Genomic DNA, 17,078 nt, shown 5'->3' with positions numbered 1-17,078 from the left:
CGGGGATGTCGGACAAGCGGGTGAGCATCGAGGAGGCGGTCGCCACCATCGAGAGCGGGATGACGATCGGCATCGGCGGGTGGGGCTCGCGGCGCAAGCCCATGGCGCTCGTGCGCGAGATCCTGCGACGGGACATCACCGACCTCACCGTCGTCGCGTTCGGCGGCCCCGACGTCGGTCTGCTCGCCGCGGCCGGCCGCATCCGCCGCCTGGTGTACGGATTCGTCTCACTGGACAGCATCCCCCTCGACCCGCTCTTCACCCGGGCGAGGGAGCGCGGCGAGCTGGAGATCGAGGAGTACGACGAGGGCATGTTCGTCGCGGGACTCCGCGCCGCCGGCGCACGGCTCGACTTCCTCCCGATCCGTGCGGGACTCGGATCGGACGTCCTCCCGGCGAACCCGCGCCTGCGCACCGTGCGCTCCCCCTACTCCGACGCGGAGTACGTCGCCATGCCGGCGCTGCCCCTCGACGTCGCCCTCGTGCACGTGAACCGCGCCGACGAGCAGGGCAACGCGCAGTACCTGGGCCCCGACCCGTACTTCGACGACCTGTTCGCGATGGCGGCGAGCCGCACCATCGTCTCCGCGGAGAAGGTCGTTCCGACGTCGGCACTCCTCGACGAGGGCTCCTTCCACACCCTGCTGTTCAGCCGCATCTTCGCCTCGGCCGTCGTCGAGGCGCCTCGCGGCGCGCACTTCACCACGTGCGCTCCCGACTACGAGCGCGACGAGGCCTTCCAGAAGCACTATGCGACGGCGGCGAAGGATCCCGACGCCTGGGCCGCGTTCGAGCGCACCTTCCTGCACACCGACGAGGCCGGATACCACGCCGCCGTCGCCCGCTTCCACGCCGACCGAGGAGCGTCATGAGCACCGACACCACCACCGTGACCGCGACCGGCGTCGACACCGCGCCGGCGACCATCGCCGAGATCTGCATCGCGGCCTGCGCCGACACCTACCGCGAGTCGGGCGAGATCCTCGCGCACGCGGTGGGCATCGTCCCCTCGCTCGGCGCGCGCCTCGCGAAGCTCACGACCGCTCCCGACCTCGTCCTCAGCGACGGCGAGGCCTTCTTCCTGAGCGGCCCACCGCAGCCGGGCGACGCGGACGCTCCGCGCCCGACGGTCGAGGGCTGGGCGCCGTTCCGCCGCATCTTCGACATCCTCGCCACCGGGAGACGTCAGAGCATGATGGGCGCCAGCCAGATCGACCGCTTCGGCAACCAGAACATCTCCCTCATCGGCGACTGGGCACGACCCACCCGTCAGCTCATCGGGGTGCGCGGGGCACCGGGCAACACCGCGAACCACAGGGTGGACTACTGGATCGCCCGCCACAGCCCGCGCGTGTTCGTCCCGTCCGTCGACATGGTCTCGGGTGTCGGCAACGACCGTGCCCGCGAGGCGGGACTCGATCACCACCGCCTCGGCGTGATCGTGACGAACCTCGCCGTGCTGGGCTACGACGACGCGGGCGCCGTGACCGTGCTCTCCGTCCACCCCGGCGTCGATCCGCAGACGGTGACGGACAGCACGGGGTTCGCCCTCGACGCGTCGTCGGCGCCGCTCACTCGCGTACCCGACGCCGAGGAGCTGCGTCTGATCCGCGAGGTCCTCGACCCCCGCGGCATGCGCACGCGCGAAGTCGCGGACTGACGCGGCATTCGCTCAGTCGGCGAGGAGGCCCTTGTGGAGCAGATCCAGGAAGTTGTCGGTCAGGGTCGACGCGGTGTGACCGCGGCCGGGCCGGTACCAGGCGACGGTCGACCAGACAGCGTCACGGATGAAGCGATAGGCGATCGGAGCATCGATCGAGTCGCGGAACACGCCGACCTTCTGCCCCTCGGTGATCTGCGCCAACCAGAGCGCCTCGATGCGCTCGCTGTTCTCTCCGAGGAACTCGAAACCGGGCTGGCGGGCGAGGAAGGACAGCTCGTTCTGGTACAGACCGACCGCATCGGGCTGGCTCTCGATCGTGGCGAAGGCGTGCGCGATCAGTTTGTCGAGGATGTCACGGGGGCTTCCCCCCTCGGCCACGATCTCCTCGAAGCGACCCAGCAGGCCAGCCATGAAGCTGTGGAGGATCTCCTGCAGGATCGCTTCCTTGGAAGAGAAGTGGTGGTACAGGCTCCCCGACAGGATCCCCGCTTCGTCGGCGATGTCTCGGACCGTCGTGGCGGAGTATCCGCGCTTGGCGATCAGGCGCGCGGCGATCGAGATGATCTGGTCGCGGCGTTCGGAGCTCTGCTCCTGCCGCCCCCCGCTTTTGGTCGTTGCCATTGCTGCTCCTTCACAGAGAATCTCACAAGCGCTTGTTCAAGTGTGCCGCACGTGAGCGTTTTCCCGAAACATCCACTCGGAGTGTACGCATGATATTGGAAAGGACGTCCATGACAGTCTCGAAAGCCACGACAGTGCCCGCCCTGCTCTCCGAGATGGCTGCCCTCGGCGCGCATCCGGCCATCGTCGACGGAGACGTGGTCATCGGCTACGCCGAACTGCAGGATCGGGTCCGCCTCGTCGCCGGCGCGTACCTCGCACAGGGCATCGAACCGGGCGATCGCGTCGGGCTGTGGGCCCCGAACCGGCACGAGTTCATCCTCGCGATGCTGGGCGCACAGCTGATCGGCATCGCCGTCGTCCCGCTCAACACCCGCTTCACCGGGCATGAGGCCGCCGAGATCCTGGCCCGCTCCCGCGCCACAGGACTGGTGCTCACCGACGGGTTCCTCGGCAAGTCGTACAGTTCCATGCTGCGCGCAGCCGCGGCCGAGCGCGGTGGTGACGGCCCGATCTTCCCCGGACTCCCCCACCTGCGCACGGTCGTCGCCATCGACGGCACGGGCGGCGACGACATCCTCCCCTGGGCGGGCTTCCTCGCCGCCGGTGCCACGGTCGGCGACGACCGCGTGTCCGCCGCGGCGGATGCCGTGACCGGGGACGACATCATGGACGTGCTCTTCACCTCGGGCACGACCGGCGTCCCGAAGGGCGTGCTCAGCGCGCACCGGCAGACCCTCTCGGTGGCACGTGCGTGGGGTCTCGGCGCGCGCCTGACCCCCGACGACCGGTACGCGGTCGTGAACCCCTTCTTCCACGGGTTCGGCTACAAGGCCGGCATGATCACCTCGCTCATGGCCGGCACGACGATCTATCCTCTCGCCGTCTTCGACGCCGACCGGCTGCTCGAACTCGTGCAGTCCGCCCGCATCAGCGTGCTGCCCGGCGTCCCGACCATCTTCACGTCGCTGCTCGACCACCCGCGGCTGGGCGAGTACGACCTGTCGTCGCTGCGGTTCGCGATCGCCGGTGCCACGGCGGCTCCCGCGACGCTGTTCCACGACATGGTGAACGTCCTCGGATTCGAGACGGTCGCCCAGGCGTACGGTCTCACCGAGTGCGTGGTGGCCACGCTCTCCCGCCCCGGCGAATCCCTCGAACACACCGCGCAGACGACCGGACCCGCGGTGGAGGGTGTCGAGATCCGCGTCGTGGACGAGGAGGGCACGGATACCGGCATCGACACGGACGGGGAGATCCTGCTCCGCGGCCCCAACGTGATGCTCGGCTACTTCGAGGATCAGGAGGCGACGGATGCCGTGCTCGACCCGGACGGATGGTTCCACACCGGAGACGTCGGTCGCCTCGACGAGCACGGCTGCCTGAAGATCACCGACCGCCTGAAGGACATGTTCATCGTGGGCGGCTTCAACGTCTATCCCGCCGAGGTCGAGAATGCGTTGCGCAAGCATCCTGCGGTGAACGAATCCGCCGTGATCGGCGTCGACGACGACCGCCTCGGCACGGTGGGCCGCGCCTACGTCCTGCTGCTGCACAACGCGGATCCGCGCCCCGACGCCGCCGAGCTCGAGGCGTTCTGCCGCGCGCACCTGGCGAACTTCAAGGTGCCGCGGGAGTTCGTCTTCGTGGAGGACTTCCCTCGCAACGCCACCGGCAAGATCCTCAAGTCCGAACTGCGCGCACAGGCCTGATCCACGCCCACGACCGCGTTGCGAGCGCAGAAACGCGCCTCCTCGGACACCGGGAGGCGCGTTTTCGCACCCGCAACGCCGCGGGAGGGCGTCAGCTCAGGCGCTCGAGGACCATGGCCATGCCCTGCCCGCCGGCGGTGCACATGGTCTCGACCGCGAACTGCTCGTCGCGCTCACGCAGGGCGTTGATCGCGGTGGTCGTGATGCGTGCGCCGGTCATGCCGTACGGATGACCGAGAGCGATCGCGCCGCCGTTGACGTTGACGCGATCCGGGTCGATCCCGATGTCGGCGACCGAGGGGATGACCTGGGCCGCGAAGGCCTCGTTGATCTCGAGGATGTCGATGTCGCCGATGCTCATGCGCGCATGCGCCAGCGCGCGCTCGACCGCCTGCACCGGGCCGAGGCCCATGATCTCCGCCGACAGCGCCGAGACCCCCGTCGACACGATGCGCGCGAGCGGAGTGAGCCCGAGCTCGGCGGCACGGGTGTCGCTCATGATCACGAGCGCGGCGGCACCGTCGTTGAGCGGACAGCAGTTCGCCGCAGTCACGGTGCCGTGCGGACGGAACACCGGCTGCATGCCGCTGATGCCCTCCAGCGTGACCCCTGCACGGGGACCGTCGTCCTCCGTGACGAGCGTGCCGTCGGCCAGGCGCACCGGCGTGATGTCGGTGTCCCAGAACCCCCGAGCGGCCGCAGCCTCGGCCCGGTTCTGGCTGAGAACCGCCCACTCGTCCTGCTCATGACGGGACACTCCGCGGAAGGATGCCACGTTCTCGGCGGTCTCCCCCATCGCGATGTAGATGTCCTCGAGCTCGCCCCGCGCCCGAGGGTCCGACCAGATGAAGTCCGGGTCCTGCGCCTCACGTGCCGTGCGCGCCGCGGCGTCGGCCCAGCGCGGGTTCTTGGTGTCGGGCATGCCGTCGGACTTCCCGGAGCCGAACTGCGACACGGCCTCGACACCGGCGGATACGAAGACCTCGCCCTCGCCGGCTCGGATGGCGTGGAAGGCCATCCGGGTGGTCTGCAACGAGGAGGCGCAGTAGCGGTTGACCGTGGTGCCGGGCACGGTGTCCCAGCCGAGCTGCAGCGCCAGCATCCGCCCGATGTTGTAGCCCTGCTGGCCCGCCGGCTGCGCGCAGCCCACCATGAGGTCGACGATCTCGTCCGGGTCGAGCCCCGGCACCGCATCGACGGCCGCCCGCACCATCTGCGTGGCGAGGTCGTCACCGCGCATGTCCTTCAGGCTGCCCTTGAACGCGCGGCCGATGGGCGAGCGCACGGCGGAGACGATGACGGCTTCGGTCATGAGAGGGATCCTTCGGTGATGTCGCGGTCGGCCTGTTGCACGATGTCCGCGTTCGGAGTGTGGGTGAGGAAGGCGGGCCACTCGCCACCACCGTCGACGGGGACGACGGCACCGGTGACATGCGCTGAGAGTGGCGAGGCGAGCATGACGCAGACGGTGCCGAGTTCCCGAGGGGAGGCGAGGCGCCCGCGCGGGACCGTGCGCGCGATCTGGGCGTACTGCTCCGGGGTGCCGTAGTGGTCGACCGCGCTCTCGGTGTGCACCAGCCCGCTGCTGACCGCATTGACCCGGATCTGCGGGGCCCACTCGACCGCGAGGCTGCGGGTCAGGCTCTCGAGCGCCGCCTTCGCCGCGCCGTAGACGGCCGTGCCGGGGCTGGGCCGACGGGCGCTGATGGAGGTGATGTTGATCACGCTGCCTGATGCTTCCCGCAGCGGCGCGAAGGCTGCGCGGGTCGCGACCGCGGCGGAGAGGAAGTTGATCTCGGTGATCGCCTGGAAGTAGCGAGGAGAACCCGCTTCGAAGCGGCCGAACGGGGATCCGCCGACGTTGTTCACGAGCACGTCGAGGCGTCCGTGTCGCTCGGCGATGCCCGCGACCCAGGCCTCGTTCTGTGCGGCGTCGCGCACGTCGACGCCGCGGAACGACGCAGTGCGGCCATCGCGCTCCGGCAGTCTCTCCGGCTCGGTGCGTCCGCAGAACTCGACCTCGGCGCCGGCATCCAGGAAGGCCTCGACCACGCCGCGTCCGACGCCGCGTCCGCCACCGGTGACCGCGACCACCTTGCCCGCGAAATCCAACGTCAGGCTCATTCCGCCCCCTCACTGCACGACGCTCCGGTGCGTCGGCCTGTCCATGCTACCAACCAAATGCTAGGTTTGTTGCATGAGTAACGAAGGCGTCACTCCCCAGCGCCCACGCGCCGTCGTCGTGACCGGCGGAGCCCTCGGCATCGGCGGGGGTGTCAGCCGCCGCTTCGCAGCGGAGGGCGCTCACGTCGTGCTCGTCGACATCGACGGTGATGCGGCGGCAGCCACGGCCGCGGACATCGAAGCAGACGGGGGAAGCTGCACCGTGCTCGTGGGCGACATCACCCGCGAGGAGACGGTTACCCGGCTCGCCGCGTCGGTCGAGCGCGACCACGGGCACGCCGACGTCCTGGTCAACAACGTGGGCGACTTCCGTCCCGCGAAGTCGTTCTTCGCCAAGAGCCCCCCCGAACAGTGGCAGCGCCTGCACGAGCTCAACCTGTGGCACGTCTTCGCGGTGACCCACGCGCTCCTGCCCGGAATGATCGCGGTCGGCGCCGGCAGCGTGATCAACGTCTCCACGGTCGAGGCGTTCCGAGGCATCCCCGGCAACGCGGTGTACTCCGCCTACAACGCAGGGGTCGCGGCCTTCACCAAGAGCCTCGCAGTCGAGCTGGGCCCCTCGGGCATCCGGGTGAACGCGATCGCTCCGGATCTCGCCGATACGCCGCAGACGCCGGCCGCGCTCATGCTGGCCGGGCGCGACCCCGCTCTCCTGCAGTCCTGGTTACCGGTCGGGCGGTTCGGGCGGCCAGAGGACTTCGCGGGCGTCGTGGCCTTCCTCGCCTCCCCCGATGCCGCATTCATCACGGGACACACGATCCCGGTGGACGGCGGGACACTCGCCGCGTCCGGATGGTACGGGAAGGCGTCAGGGCGCGGATGGACGAATATGCCGGACCAGGCATGAACACCCTCGCCGAGCTCTCGGACCGGCAGGAGATCCACGACCTCGTGCTCCGCTACTGCGCAGCGGTCGACCGTGCCGACTACCCCGGCGTCCGGGACGTCTACGCCCACGACGGAGTCGACCATCACACCGGGTTCTCCGGCACGGCCGACGACTATGTCGCGTGGCTGCGCGAGCGCACGTCCGTCTTCGCCGGCACGATGCACCTCATCGGCAACCACCGGGTCGAGCTGTTCGGCGATCACGCCTTCGCCGAGACCTACGGCACAGCGGTGCACTGGGGCGCACCCGCTGACGACGAGACCCGCAACTTCACGAGCGGTTTCCGGTACCTCGATCATGTGCGACGCGACCCCGACGGCTGGCGCATCGTCGAACGCACGGCCGTGCGCGAATGGACGAGGTCCGACGCGGGGCGCATGCGCGAGCCGGAAGGCGAAGGCCCGCGCGGTCGCCGTGGTCCGGAGGATCCCTCCCTCGCGGTGCGTCGGTCCGTCGCGGACACCGCCCTCTTCGAATCGCGCAAAGGGCTCCACATCGGCGAAGAATCGAGCCGTTCGCGCGACTCGAACGTCGAGCAGCGCCTCCGTGCCCTCGAGGATCGGCTCGAGATCATCGACCTGGAGGCCACGTACGCCCGCGCCTTCGACGAGCGCGACGGGGAGACGTGGAGCGGGCTCTTCACCGAGGACGGCGTGTACCAGTCGCGGCCGGTCGGAGATGCTGCTCCCCTGACCTTCGTGCAGGGCCGGGTGGCGCTCCGGGCCTTCTGCGCGGACGCCTCGTTCGCGGGCATCCACTTCCTGCACCTTCCGCAGCTCGTCGTCGACGGTGATCGCGCGACGTCCCGCATCCACCTGGAGTTCCACGGCGACTACGCCGAAGACACCGGAGCGCCGCGCCTCGCGATGAGGGGCTTCTACGATGTCATCTACCACCGGGTCGACGGCCGCTGGCTCATCGCCCACCGGATCACGAGCGCCTTCGCGCGGGAGCAGAGCACCGTGCTGGGCTACCCCACCGGCTCCGCGCTCCCGGAATCCTGACGTCCGCCTGTCCGCACCCCGCTTCCGGTCGCACCCTCTTCCCGAGGGGGAAGGGAGTGCGACCGGGCGAAGAATCGGAGCGATCAGCGATCGCGGGCGGGCCTAGGCGACCGCGCCGAAGTACGCGCGCTGCAGGTCGTCGAGCGTGACATCGGCGGCCGCGCCGGTGAGAGTCGTCCGGCCCATCTCGATCACCGCCACCTCGTCGGCGATCCCGACCGACTCCTGCACCGCCTGTTCGACCAGCAGGATGCCGATGCCCGTGTCCTTGAGCTCGTGCACACGCTCCATGACCTCCTTGACGATCACGGGTGCCAGCCCCTGACTGGGCTCGTCGAGGATGAGCAGCTTCGGCTTCGCCATGAGCGCCTGCCCGATCGCGAGCATCTGCTGCTGACCTCCGGACATGCTCGCCGCGGGCAGGGCGCGCTTGCTCCCGAGGACCGGGAAGAGCTGGTAGATCTCATCCGCCGCCGAGATCAGCGCCCTCTTGCCCATCCCGCGGGAGAACCCGCCCAGCAGGAGGTTCTGCTCGATGCTCAGCTCACGGAAGACCTTCTTGCCCTCCTGCACGTAGGAGATGCCTCGCGCGACCCGCTTGTGGGGGGCGTCGGTCAGCTGCTCCCCGAGGTACGACACGGTGCCGCCCGAGATCTTGTTGAGCCCGGTGATCGCCCGCAGCGTGGTCGTCTTTCCCGCGCCGTTGCGCCCGAGCAGCACCGTGATCTCACCGGTGCGCACGGTGAGCGAGACATCGCGCACCACCGTCAGGTCGCCGTAGCCGGTCTGCAGTGCCGACACCTCCAGCAGGATGTCACTCATGGTCGCCTCCTGTCGCATGCGCCTCCGCGGTGACGCCGAGGTACTCCTCCATGACGCGGGGGTTGCTCTCGATCTGATCCGGGGTGCCGTGCGCCATGACCGCGCCCTGTGCCAGGACGTAGATGTCGTCGGCGACGCGCAGCACGAGCTGGAAGTTGTGCTCCACCAGGATGACGGTCATCCCGGCATCGCGCAGACGCATCACGAGGCTCTCGAGCACTTCCAGCTCGTCCTCGTCCAGCCCGGAGGCCACCTCATCGAGCAGCACGACCTTCGGGGAGGCCGCGAGGCTTCGGGCCACTTCCAGAAGCCGCCGGTTGCCCAAGGGCAGGGAATCGGCCGGCTCGTCGCGCTGTGCGCTGAGGCCGACCAGGGCGAGGGCTCGCTCGGCGGCCGCACGGTTCTCCTTGTGCGACCGCCAGAACATCGGCAGACGCAGCACCGAGGCGAACACGCTCGAGCGCTCGGTCGCGTAGCACCCGGCCTCGACGGCTTCGAACACGGTCAGCTTCTCGGGGATGTTCGGCGTCTGGAAGGTGCGCGAGACTCCCGCGCGGGCGACACGGTACGAGGGCAGTCCCTGGATCGCCGCGCCGTCGAGCTCGATCGTCCCCGCGTCTGTCTTGTAGAACCCGGAGATCATGTTCAGCAGCGTGGTCTTGCCGGAGCCGTTCGGACCGATGATCGCTGTCACCGCTCCCGGCGCCGCGTCGATCGAGACCTTCGAGAGCGCCTGGTTGCCACCGAACGCCTTCGAGACGCCCTGCGTGCGAAGCATCGCGCCGTCGAGCTTCTCGACCTCGGCGGATGCCGCTTCGGGCGGCCGGACGCCGGTCTTCGCCTTGGCGGCCTTGTCGGCTCTGCGCACGAGGCTGCGCAGCAGACCTGCGAGCCCGCCGGTGAAGGCCACGCCGCCGATCAGCAGGAAGGCACCCGAGATGATGAGGCCGAACTTGCTGAAGTTGGTCGACTGGTTCATCCCGAACTGGAGCACGGCGGCACCGATGAGCGCTCCGTAGACGCTGGCCGAGCCGCCGAAGATCGATGCGGCCAGCACCGTCATGGCGAACGAGAAGGCGAACGCCTCGGGTGAGATGAACAGATCGAGGTTGGCGAACAGCACCCCCGCGATCCCTGCGGGGACGGCCCCGATCGCGTAGGCGGTGAGCTTGGCGCGGAACACCGAGATCCCCATGGAGGAGGCCAGCACCGGGCTCTGCTTGAGCACCCGCAGCGCGGTGCCGTGCTCCGAGAGGACCAGGTTGCGAATCAGCGCGAAGGCCACGATGGTGACGCCGACGATGATGATGTAGTAGGTCCGCCCGTCGATCATCTGGCCGAAGGAGGTGGCGGGCATGATCCCGGCCAGTCCGTTGCGACCGCCCGTCTCCTCCTTGAAGATCGACAGCACGTCGGGGACGATCAGGATCAGGAAGAAGGAGGTCATCGCGAGCGACCAGCTTCCCAGCCGCAGACCGGGGATTCCGGAGATGAGCCCGATCACGAGGGCGGCCGCGGCACCGATCAGCAGCTGCAACCAGATGTCGGTCACTCCCGCCTTGTTGGCGAGCCCCGCGGCGTAGGCGCCGGCGGCGTACATCGCCACCTGGCCCATCGCGAGCTCGCCGGCGTACCCGAGCGACAGGTTCAGTCCCAGCACGATCAGCGCCAGGATGAGGGTGAGTTCGATCTGCCGCGTCGCGGCGTAGCCGAGCCCGAGGAACGGGAGCACGATCAGCAGGATCCCGACCGCGAGGGGCCAGACCCACCCCGGGACCGCTCGCAGTTTCAACCAGAGGGAGGCCATGGTCACACCGTCCGTTCCACGCGACGGGTGAAGAGTCCCGTCGGCTTGACCATTAGAATCACGATGAGGATGAAGAACACGGTCAGTCCCGCGTAGTCCGCACCGATGTACCGCGTGGCGAGGGCCTCCGCCAGCCCCACGATCAGTCCGCCGACGAGCACGCCGCCGAGGGATCCGAAGCCGCCGATCGCGAGGACGACGAACCCCTTCAGCGCCAGCGAGGCGCCGAGGGTCGCGACGGCGTAGGTCTTGGGCCCGACGAAGACGCCGAGGAACCCGGCCAGCACACCGGTGAAGATGAAGGCGATGAGCGCGAAGCGCCGCACGTTGACGCCACGCAGCTGCGCGGCCTCGCGGTTCTCGCTCATGCCGAGCAGGGCGATTCCGGTCATGCTCCTCTTGGCATACTGCGTGAGGACGATGACGAGCACGATCACGAGGACGATCAGTGCGAGTTCGACCGGGTAGACGCGGCCGCCCAGGAACTCCAGCACCTGGTCGCCCATGAAGAAGGGCACCCGCTTGGGTTCGCCGCCCCAGATCACCTGGGCCACGCCCTCCATGATGATCGAGGCGCCGAGGGTGGTGACCAGGAGGTTGTGCGGGTCCTTGACCGGGCGGATCGCGATGCGCTCCTCGAGCGCGGCGATGGCTCCGACGATGACGGCGGCACCGATCGCGACGAGCCACCAGGGAAGGCCCCAGACGACGATGCCGACGTACGCGAGGAAGGCGCCCAGCATCATGAGAGCCGCCTGCGCGAAGTTGAAGGTCTTCTGCGAGAGGAAGACGATGTTGTAGCCGATCGCCACCAGTGCGTAGATCGCACCGAGCGCCAGGCCGGACCAGATGATGGTCATTGAGGTCGGGTTCCTTCCATCACTTTGGCTTGGTGTGCCGACGGCTCGGATCCGGTTCCAGATCCGAGCCGCCGGCGATGGGTCACACGCCGGCCGGGGTCACGGCTGGAACTGACCGTTGACGAGCTCTCCCGGCGGGATGAACGCGAACTGGTCCGGGGTCACATGCGGGCTGTGCGCATCCTCCTCGAACGCGTAGTTCGCGAGGATCGCGGTCTCGGCGGCCTTCTGCACCTCGGGGTCGATGAGGGCCGCGACGAGTGCGTCGGGGTCGTCGACGCCACCGGCCTTCTCCGCGGCGGCCTTGAACAGGAGTGCCGAGTCGTAGTTGTACGCCAGGATCAGCGACGACTTGATGTCACCGGCGGCGAGCATGCGCTCCACGGCCTCGTTGACCTTGGTGTCGTCGGGGTTGTACTGCGTGCTGGAGTAGACCTGCATCGTGAGGTTCTTGACCTGGTCGGTGCCGAGCACGCCGTCGGGGGCCGGCGTGGCGATCAGTCCGGTCGCGGCGACCGAGGAGTTGCCCATCACGGGGACGTCCCAGCCGAGCTTCTCCAGACTCTGCAGCACATAGCCCAGCGGCGCACCGTAGGCATCGAGCACGAGCACATCGGGGTCGCCCTGCTGCAGCGCGGAGAGCTGAGCGGTCATGTCGAGCGCCGCATTGTCGAACCCCTCGTTGCCGGTCACGGTGAACCCAGCGTCTGCGAAGGTGGTCTCACCCAGCGAGCCGAAGAGCTCGCCGTAGGCGCTGGAGCCGTGCAGGATGGCGACGTTCTCGTAGCCGCGGGCGTCCATCTCGTCGACGAACGAGCCGAGGTAGTCGGGCACGGAGGCGCTGAGGTCGAAGCTGTAGGGGTTGACCGAGGGGTCGCCGGATCCGGTCGTCGGGCCGATGTTGAACGAGACGATCTGGTTCTGCGTGAGGATCGGCAGCATCGCCTCCGTGATGGTGGAGGGACCGGAGTTCATCACCAGGTCGGGCTTGCCCTCGGTGGCGATGTACTCCCGCAGCTTCGTGACGGCGACCGTGGGGTCGGCGTTGTCCTCGAGATGGGTGATCTCGACCTCACGGTCGAGGATTCCGCCCATGTCGTTCACGGCGTCGACGGATGCCAGCGCCGCGGTGACGGCGGTGGTCGCGTTGTCCGCGAGGATGCCCTCGGCACCCATGCCGCCGAGCACGACGATCTGGATCGGGTCGTCTCCGCCGTCGCCGCCGCTGCCTGCGTCCGCGTCACCGCCCGAGCAGCCGGCGAGCACCATCGTCGACACCACGATCCCTGCGGCAACCGCCGCGAGTCTGTTGAACCGCATATCCGAACCTCTCTCATCGTTGAGTTAGAGCGCAAGGGCGACCAAACGCTTGCTTAGTAAATCACACTCGGACACCCCGGGCAACGCCCAACCGGTCAATTGCTTGGTTACGATTCGGACACCTGTTAGATTCCGGCTCATGGACACTGCACAGACTTCTGAGAACCGCCGACTCCGCGACCTCCCCGGCATCGCCGTCGTCACGGGCGGCACCGGGGGCATCGGCTCCGCGATCGCCCGCACCCTCACCGCGGAGGGCGTTCGGGTCGCGATCACCCATCGCTCCGAACCGCGTCCCGAGCTGCTCGCCGACCTCGGCGACGCGGGCGAGGCGCACCGGCTCGACGTCCGCGACGAGGCGGGGGCCGCCGCCCTCGCCCACGACCTCCTGACGCGCCACGGAGCGGTGCACACGGTGGTGCACGCGGCTGGTCCCCACGTGCCGATGGTGCATCTCTCGAAGGTCTCGGTCGAGCAGTTCGCCCAGCAGGTCGACGACGACCTGGTCGGGTTCTTCGCCGTCGCGAAGGCGTTCCTGCCCGCGCTGCGGGAGTCGTCGGGATCGCTCACCGTGGTGACGAGCGCCGGGACCCGCCGCTACCCCGTGCGCGACGGACTCTCGGTCGCCCCGAAGGGCGGCGTCGAGGCCCTGGCCCGCGGACTCGCCGCCGAGGAAGGACGCTTCGGCGTGCGCGTGAACGCCGTCGGACCCGGCATGCTGTGGGACGGGATGTCCGCACGGCTGATGGCATCCGGCGATCTCGACGAGCGCGCGCTCGAGGTCGCGACGGCCAACATCCCGCTGCGCCGCTTCGGCACCGCCGTCGACATCGCTGCGGCGGTCGCCTTCCTCGCCTCCCCGGCCGCGGGCTTCATCACCGGCCAGAAGCTCGACGTCGACGGCGGCTTCGGCCTCTGACAGCACACCGCCGACGGGGCTCACGCCCGCACCTCGACGCTCATCGCATACCGTTCAGACGCTCGATGAGCCAGTCGATGCGGGCGGCCTCGTCGCGGTAGAACCGCTCCGACCACTCCAGCGCGACGCCGGAGAACCGCCAGTCGTCTTCGCGCCGCGCACCCAGAGCATGGGCACCCGCCTCTTCGGCATTGCGCGACGCCTCGTCTCGATACGCGGCGAGGGTCTCCCGCAGACGGTCGAGGTCTCCGTTGTGCGCGGCCCACAGCCGCAGGATGTGCGAATGCTTGAGCACGACGGGCTCAGCCGGGATCTCGTCCGACCAGCGGCGCATACTCCGACGCCCGAGGTCGGTGATGCCGTAGAGACGCCTGCTCTTGGCCGCATGCGTCTGCTCGACCCGGGAGACCGCCAGCCCGAGCCGCTCCAGGCGTCGCAGCTCGGTGTAGATCTGGCTCTGCGACGGCGCCCAGTAGAAGTAGGCGAGGCTCTGATCGGCCCATTGCTTGACGTCGTAGCCCGACAGCTCGGTGCCGAACGACAGGATGCCGAGCACGGCCCAGCTCGTCGCCGGCAGCTCGGGCCGCTCGTCGGTGTGTTCACGGTCGCTCACTTGACCTCCTCGTCGATGAGTGAGATATTCCTGATCGTACTATGACTAATAGTCATACTGCTGCTGATCGAAGGAGATCATGTGGACGAGACGACGCGCATGCTGGACCTGCTCACCGCGAGCTTCCCCCCGCTCGCGACCATGACCCCGCTGGAGGGCCGTGCCGCCGCCGACGCACGGATCCGCCCGGCACCCAACCCGGAGGACGTCGCGTCGACGGACGATGTGACCGTCGATGCCGGCGCACACGGCATCCCGATCCGGGTGTACCACCCGCACGCCGTGCGAGCCGACGCCCCCACGACGGTGTATGCCCACGGCGGGGGCTTCCTGCACGGCTCGATCGACGGACACGACGGCTTCTGCCGACGCTGGGCCCGCGCGACCGGGACCACCGTCGTATCGGTCGGCTACCGGCTCGCCCCCGAGTCCGGACCGGGCGCCGCACGCGATGACCTGGTCTGCGTGGTCGACTGGGCATCGGACACCGGCCTCGCCGACCACGGGATCATCGTGGCGGGCGACAGCTCGGGCGGCAACATCGCGGCCGGTGCCGCCATCGCCCTGCGCGACCGAGGGAGCAGCCCGGTCGTGGCGCAGGTGCTGCTGTATCCGTTCCTCGACCCGACGATGTCGACCGAGAGCCACCGCACGAGGGCGAGCGGATACTTCGTCACCTCCGAGCTGCTCGCGCACTACTGGCGCACGTTCCTGGGCGAGCACCGCGACCGCTTCGACAGCGATGTCACCGCGCTCGCGGTCGACGATCTCGGGAGCCTTCCGTCCGCCGTGGTCGTCACCGCCGGTCTCGATCCGCTCAGCGATGAGGGGACCGCGTATGCGCACCGGCTGCGCGAGGCGGGAGTCCCGGTCATCCTGCGCCACCATCCCGACCAGTTCCACGGCTTCCTGACCATCCCGGGCTACGGCCCCGGCGTCAGCGCGGCCGAGATCCTCTGGAGCGACCTCCGCTCCCTCACCGCCCCCGATCCGAAGGACCACCGATGATCCCCGAACACGACGTCATCGTCGTCGGCGCCGGCTTCGCCGGCCTGTACTCGACCATCCATGCCGAGCGCGCCGGATTCGACGTCCTCGGCCTCGAAGCCGGCGACGACGTGGGCGGCACCTGGTACTGGAATCGCTACCCCGGCGCGCGCTGCGACGTGGAGAGCATCGACTACTCGTTCTCCTTCGACGACGCCCTGCAGCGCGAATGGCGCTGGAGCGAGCGCTACGCGACGCAACCCGAGATCCTGCGCTACCTGAACCACGTCGCCGATCGTTTCGATGTGCGCCGGCACTACCGCTTCGGCGAGCGCCTGGCATCCGCGTCCTGGAACGAGCGGGCGCAGGGGTGGGAGGTGCAGACGGAGTCCGGACTGGCGACGTCCGCTCGTTGGCTGATCATGGCGACGGGAGGACTGTCGAAGCCGCAGCTGCCCGACCTCCCAAGCCGTGACGAGTTCACCGGTGAGGTGCTGCAGACGTCGGCATGGCCGGAGGCTCCCGTCGATCTGCGGGGCAAGCGCGTCGCCGTGATCGGGACAGGATCCTCGGGCGTCCAGGCAATCCCGCTCATCGCGCAGGAGGCCGCCGAGCTCACCGTCTACCAGCGCAGCGCCAACTACAGCGTGCCCGCCTTCAACCGGGTGCTCGACGACGAGGAGTGGCGACGCCAGCAGGACGATCTCGTCCGTCGACGCGAGCTGTCGTGGAACGGCGCGGCCGGGTCGCCCTGGTCGAGCCATCCCACCCCCTTCGCTGAAGCCGACGAGCAGGAGCGCGCCGCGGTGTTCGAGGAGAGCTGGACACGCGGCGGAGTGCTCTTCGCCAAGGCGTTCCAGGGACTCACCGTCGATCCGGTGATCAACGACGCCGCCCGGATCTTCTTCGAGCAGAAGCTGGCCGAGCGCGTGCCCGACCCCGCCACGCGGGAGACGCTGACCCCGCACGACCACCCGGTCGGGACCAAGCGCATCTGCACCGACACCGGATACTACGAGACGTTCAACGAACCGCACGTCACGCTGGTGGATCTGCGCCGGGAGCCCCTCGCCGAAGTGACCGCCACCGGCATCCGCACCACCGAGCGGGAACGCGAGCACGACGTGATCGTCTACGCCACCGGATTCGACGCCATGACGGGCGCCCTCACCGCGATCGACATCCGCGGGCGCGAGGGCCGGTCGCTGCGCGAGGAGTGGGCGGGCTTCCCCTCGACGTACCTCGGTGTCGCGCTGCCCGGCTTCCCGAACCTCCTCGTGCTGAACGGACCGGGCAGCCCGAGCGTGCTGTCAAACATGGCGCTGACCTCGGAACAGCAGGGAGACTTCGCTCTGCGCATCATCGCGCATTGCCGCCGCCGGGGCCACACGTCGATCGAGGCCAGATCCGACGCAGCGAAGGCCTGGACCGCGCACTCCCTCGAGCTGGCCGATCGCACCCTGTTCGGCTCCGCTCCTTCCTGGTACACGGGTGCGAACATCACGGGCAAGGCGCGGGGCTTCCTGCCCTACATCGGCGGCTTCAAGAACTACATCGATCGCTGTGAGGAGGTCGCCTCCGCCGGCTACCGCGGCTTCGTGCTGTCGTCCCGCTGAGGGCATCGCCGTCGTGACGGGGTGGCCTTCCCGCCACGACGGCGCTAGAGTCAAGCAAGCA

16 protein-coding genes are annotated in these 17,078 nt (G+C 69.0%); 8 read left to right on the top strand and 8 right to left on the bottom strand.

What is annotated here, in order from left to right; all coding sequences use genetic code 11:
* The first annotated feature begins 5 nt into the window (after positions 1-5).
* Together LC041_RS01210 and LC041_RS01205 are read left to right on the top strand one after the other, a co-directional pair.
* The gene (locus tag LC041_RS01210; protein ID WP_226531151.1) at positions 6-872 is read left to right on the top strand and encodes a CoA transferase subunit A; all 867 of its coding nucleotides are present in this window, start codon (positions 6-8) and stop codon (positions 870-872) included.
* A complete protein-coding gene (locus LC041_RS01205; protein WP_226531150.1) occupies positions 869-1,660 on the top strand; it encodes a CoA-transferase subunit beta in 792 nt (263 codons plus the stop codon). The genes LC041_RS01210 and LC041_RS01205 overlap by 4 nt, the downstream gene beginning before the upstream one ends.
* Before the next feature lie 12 nt (positions 1,661-1,672).
* On the opposite strand, the gene LC041_RS01200 is transcribed toward LC041_RS01205, so the two are convergent.
* Complete coding sequence (locus tag LC041_RS01200; protein WP_029262094.1) at positions 1,673-2,284, bottom strand: TetR/AcrR family transcriptional regulator; 612 nt, start codon at positions 2,282-2,284, stop codon at positions 1,673-1,675.
* A gap of 110 nt (positions 2,285-2,394) precedes the next feature.
* Here LC041_RS01200 and LC041_RS01195 point away from each other — a divergent pair, with 110 nt between their 5' ends.
* Positions 2,395-3,996 (top strand): AMP-binding protein, encoded by a 1,602-nt coding sequence (locus LC041_RS01195; RefSeq protein ID WP_226531149.1) that lies wholly within the window; start codon positions 2,395-2,397, stop codon positions 3,994-3,996.
* 91 nt (positions 3,997-4,087) lie between these two features.
* Here LC041_RS01195 and LC041_RS01190 read toward each other — a convergent pair whose 3' ends face one another.
* Positions 4,088-5,308, bottom strand: coding sequence for an acetyl-CoA C-acetyltransferase (locus LC041_RS01190; protein ID WP_226531148.1), 1,221 nt, complete (start codon positions 5,306-5,308; stop codon positions 4,088-4,090).
* Positions 5,305-6,120: an SDR family oxidoreductase gene (locus LC041_RS01185; protein WP_226531147.1), complete on the bottom strand. Its 816-nt coding sequence runs from the start codon at positions 6,118-6,120 to the stop codon at positions 5,305-5,307. Before LC041_RS01185 ends, LC041_RS01190 begins: the two co-directional genes overlap by 4 nt.
* 73 nt (positions 6,121-6,193) lie before the next feature.
* Here LC041_RS01185 and LC041_RS01180 point away from each other — a divergent pair, with 73 nt between their 5' ends.
* On the top strand, positions 6,194-7,027 hold the full coding sequence (locus tag LC041_RS01180; RefSeq protein ID WP_226531146.1) for an SDR family NAD(P)-dependent oxidoreductase: 834 nt from the start codon (positions 6,194-6,196) through the stop codon (positions 7,025-7,027).
* The gene (locus tag LC041_RS01175) at positions 7,024-8,073 is read left to right on the top strand and encodes a nuclear transport factor 2 family protein (protein WP_226531145.1); all 1,050 of its coding nucleotides are present in this window, start codon (positions 7,024-7,026) and stop codon (positions 8,071-8,073) included. Before LC041_RS01180 ends, LC041_RS01175 begins: the two co-directional genes overlap by 4 nt.
* 102 nt (positions 8,074-8,175) lie before the next feature.
* Here the strand turns inward: LC041_RS01175 and LC041_RS01170 are convergent, their stop codons facing one another.
* The 4 genes from LC041_RS01170 to LC041_RS01155 form a co-directional block, all read right to left on the bottom strand.
* Entirely contained in the window at positions 8,176-8,895 is a 720-nt protein-coding gene (locus LC041_RS01170) for an ABC transporter ATP-binding protein (RefSeq protein WP_226531144.1), read from the bottom strand.
* On the bottom strand, positions 8,888-10,702 hold the full coding sequence (locus tag LC041_RS01165; protein ID WP_226531143.1) for a branched-chain amino acid ABC transporter ATP-binding protein/permease: 1,815 nt from the start codon (positions 10,700-10,702) through the stop codon (positions 8,888-8,890). Before LC041_RS01165 ends, LC041_RS01170 begins: the two co-directional genes overlap by 8 nt.
* A gap of 2 nt (positions 10,703-10,704) precedes the next feature.
* The gene (locus tag LC041_RS01160) at positions 10,705-11,562 is read right to left on the bottom strand and encodes a branched-chain amino acid ABC transporter permease (protein WP_226531142.1); all 858 of its coding nucleotides are present in this window, start codon (positions 11,560-11,562) and stop codon (positions 10,705-10,707) included.
* A 99-nt stretch (positions 11,563-11,661) separates the two neighbouring features.
* Positions 11,662-12,882 carry an ABC transporter substrate-binding protein gene (locus LC041_RS01155; RefSeq protein WP_226531141.1) on the bottom strand — a complete coding sequence of 407 codons (1,221 nt, stop codon included), beginning with the start codon at positions 12,880-12,882 and terminating at the stop codon, positions 11,662-11,664.
* Between the two features lie 139 nt (positions 12,883-13,021).
* Between LC041_RS01155 and LC041_RS01150 the strand changes: the two genes are divergently transcribed.
* A complete protein-coding gene (locus LC041_RS01150; protein ID WP_226531140.1) occupies positions 13,022-13,801 on the top strand; it encodes an SDR family NAD(P)-dependent oxidoreductase in 780 nt (259 codons plus the stop codon).
* A 40-nt stretch (positions 13,802-13,841) separates the two neighbouring features.
* On the opposite strand, the gene LC041_RS01145 is transcribed toward LC041_RS01150, so the two are convergent.
* Positions 13,842-14,414, bottom strand: a complete 573-nt coding sequence (locus tag LC041_RS01145; RefSeq protein WP_226531139.1) for a PadR family transcriptional regulator — start codon at positions 14,412-14,414, stop codon at positions 13,842-13,844.
* An 81-nt stretch (positions 14,415-14,495) separates the two neighbouring features.
* Here LC041_RS01145 and LC041_RS01140 point away from each other — a divergent pair, with 81 nt between their 5' ends.
* On the top strand, positions 14,496-15,422 hold the full coding sequence (locus tag LC041_RS01140) for an alpha/beta hydrolase (protein ID WP_226531138.1): 927 nt from the start codon (positions 14,496-14,498) through the stop codon (positions 15,420-15,422).
* The gene (locus LC041_RS01135) at positions 15,419-17,017 is read left to right on the top strand and encodes a flavin-containing monooxygenase (protein WP_226531137.1); all 1,599 of its coding nucleotides are present in this window, start codon (positions 15,419-15,421) and stop codon (positions 17,015-17,017) included. Before LC041_RS01140 ends, LC041_RS01135 begins: the two co-directional genes overlap by 4 nt.
* The last annotated feature ends 61 nt before the right edge of the window (positions 17,018-17,078 follow it).

It is taken from the genome of Microbacterium paraoxydans (assembly GCF_020524545.1).
GTDB classification, from domain to species: Bacteria; Actinomycetota; Actinomycetes; order Actinomycetales; family Microbacteriaceae; genus Microbacterium; species Microbacterium paraoxydans_C.
Note: the sequence above shows the minus strand (reverse complement) of the source record. Positions and strands in the feature narration are given on the sequence as shown.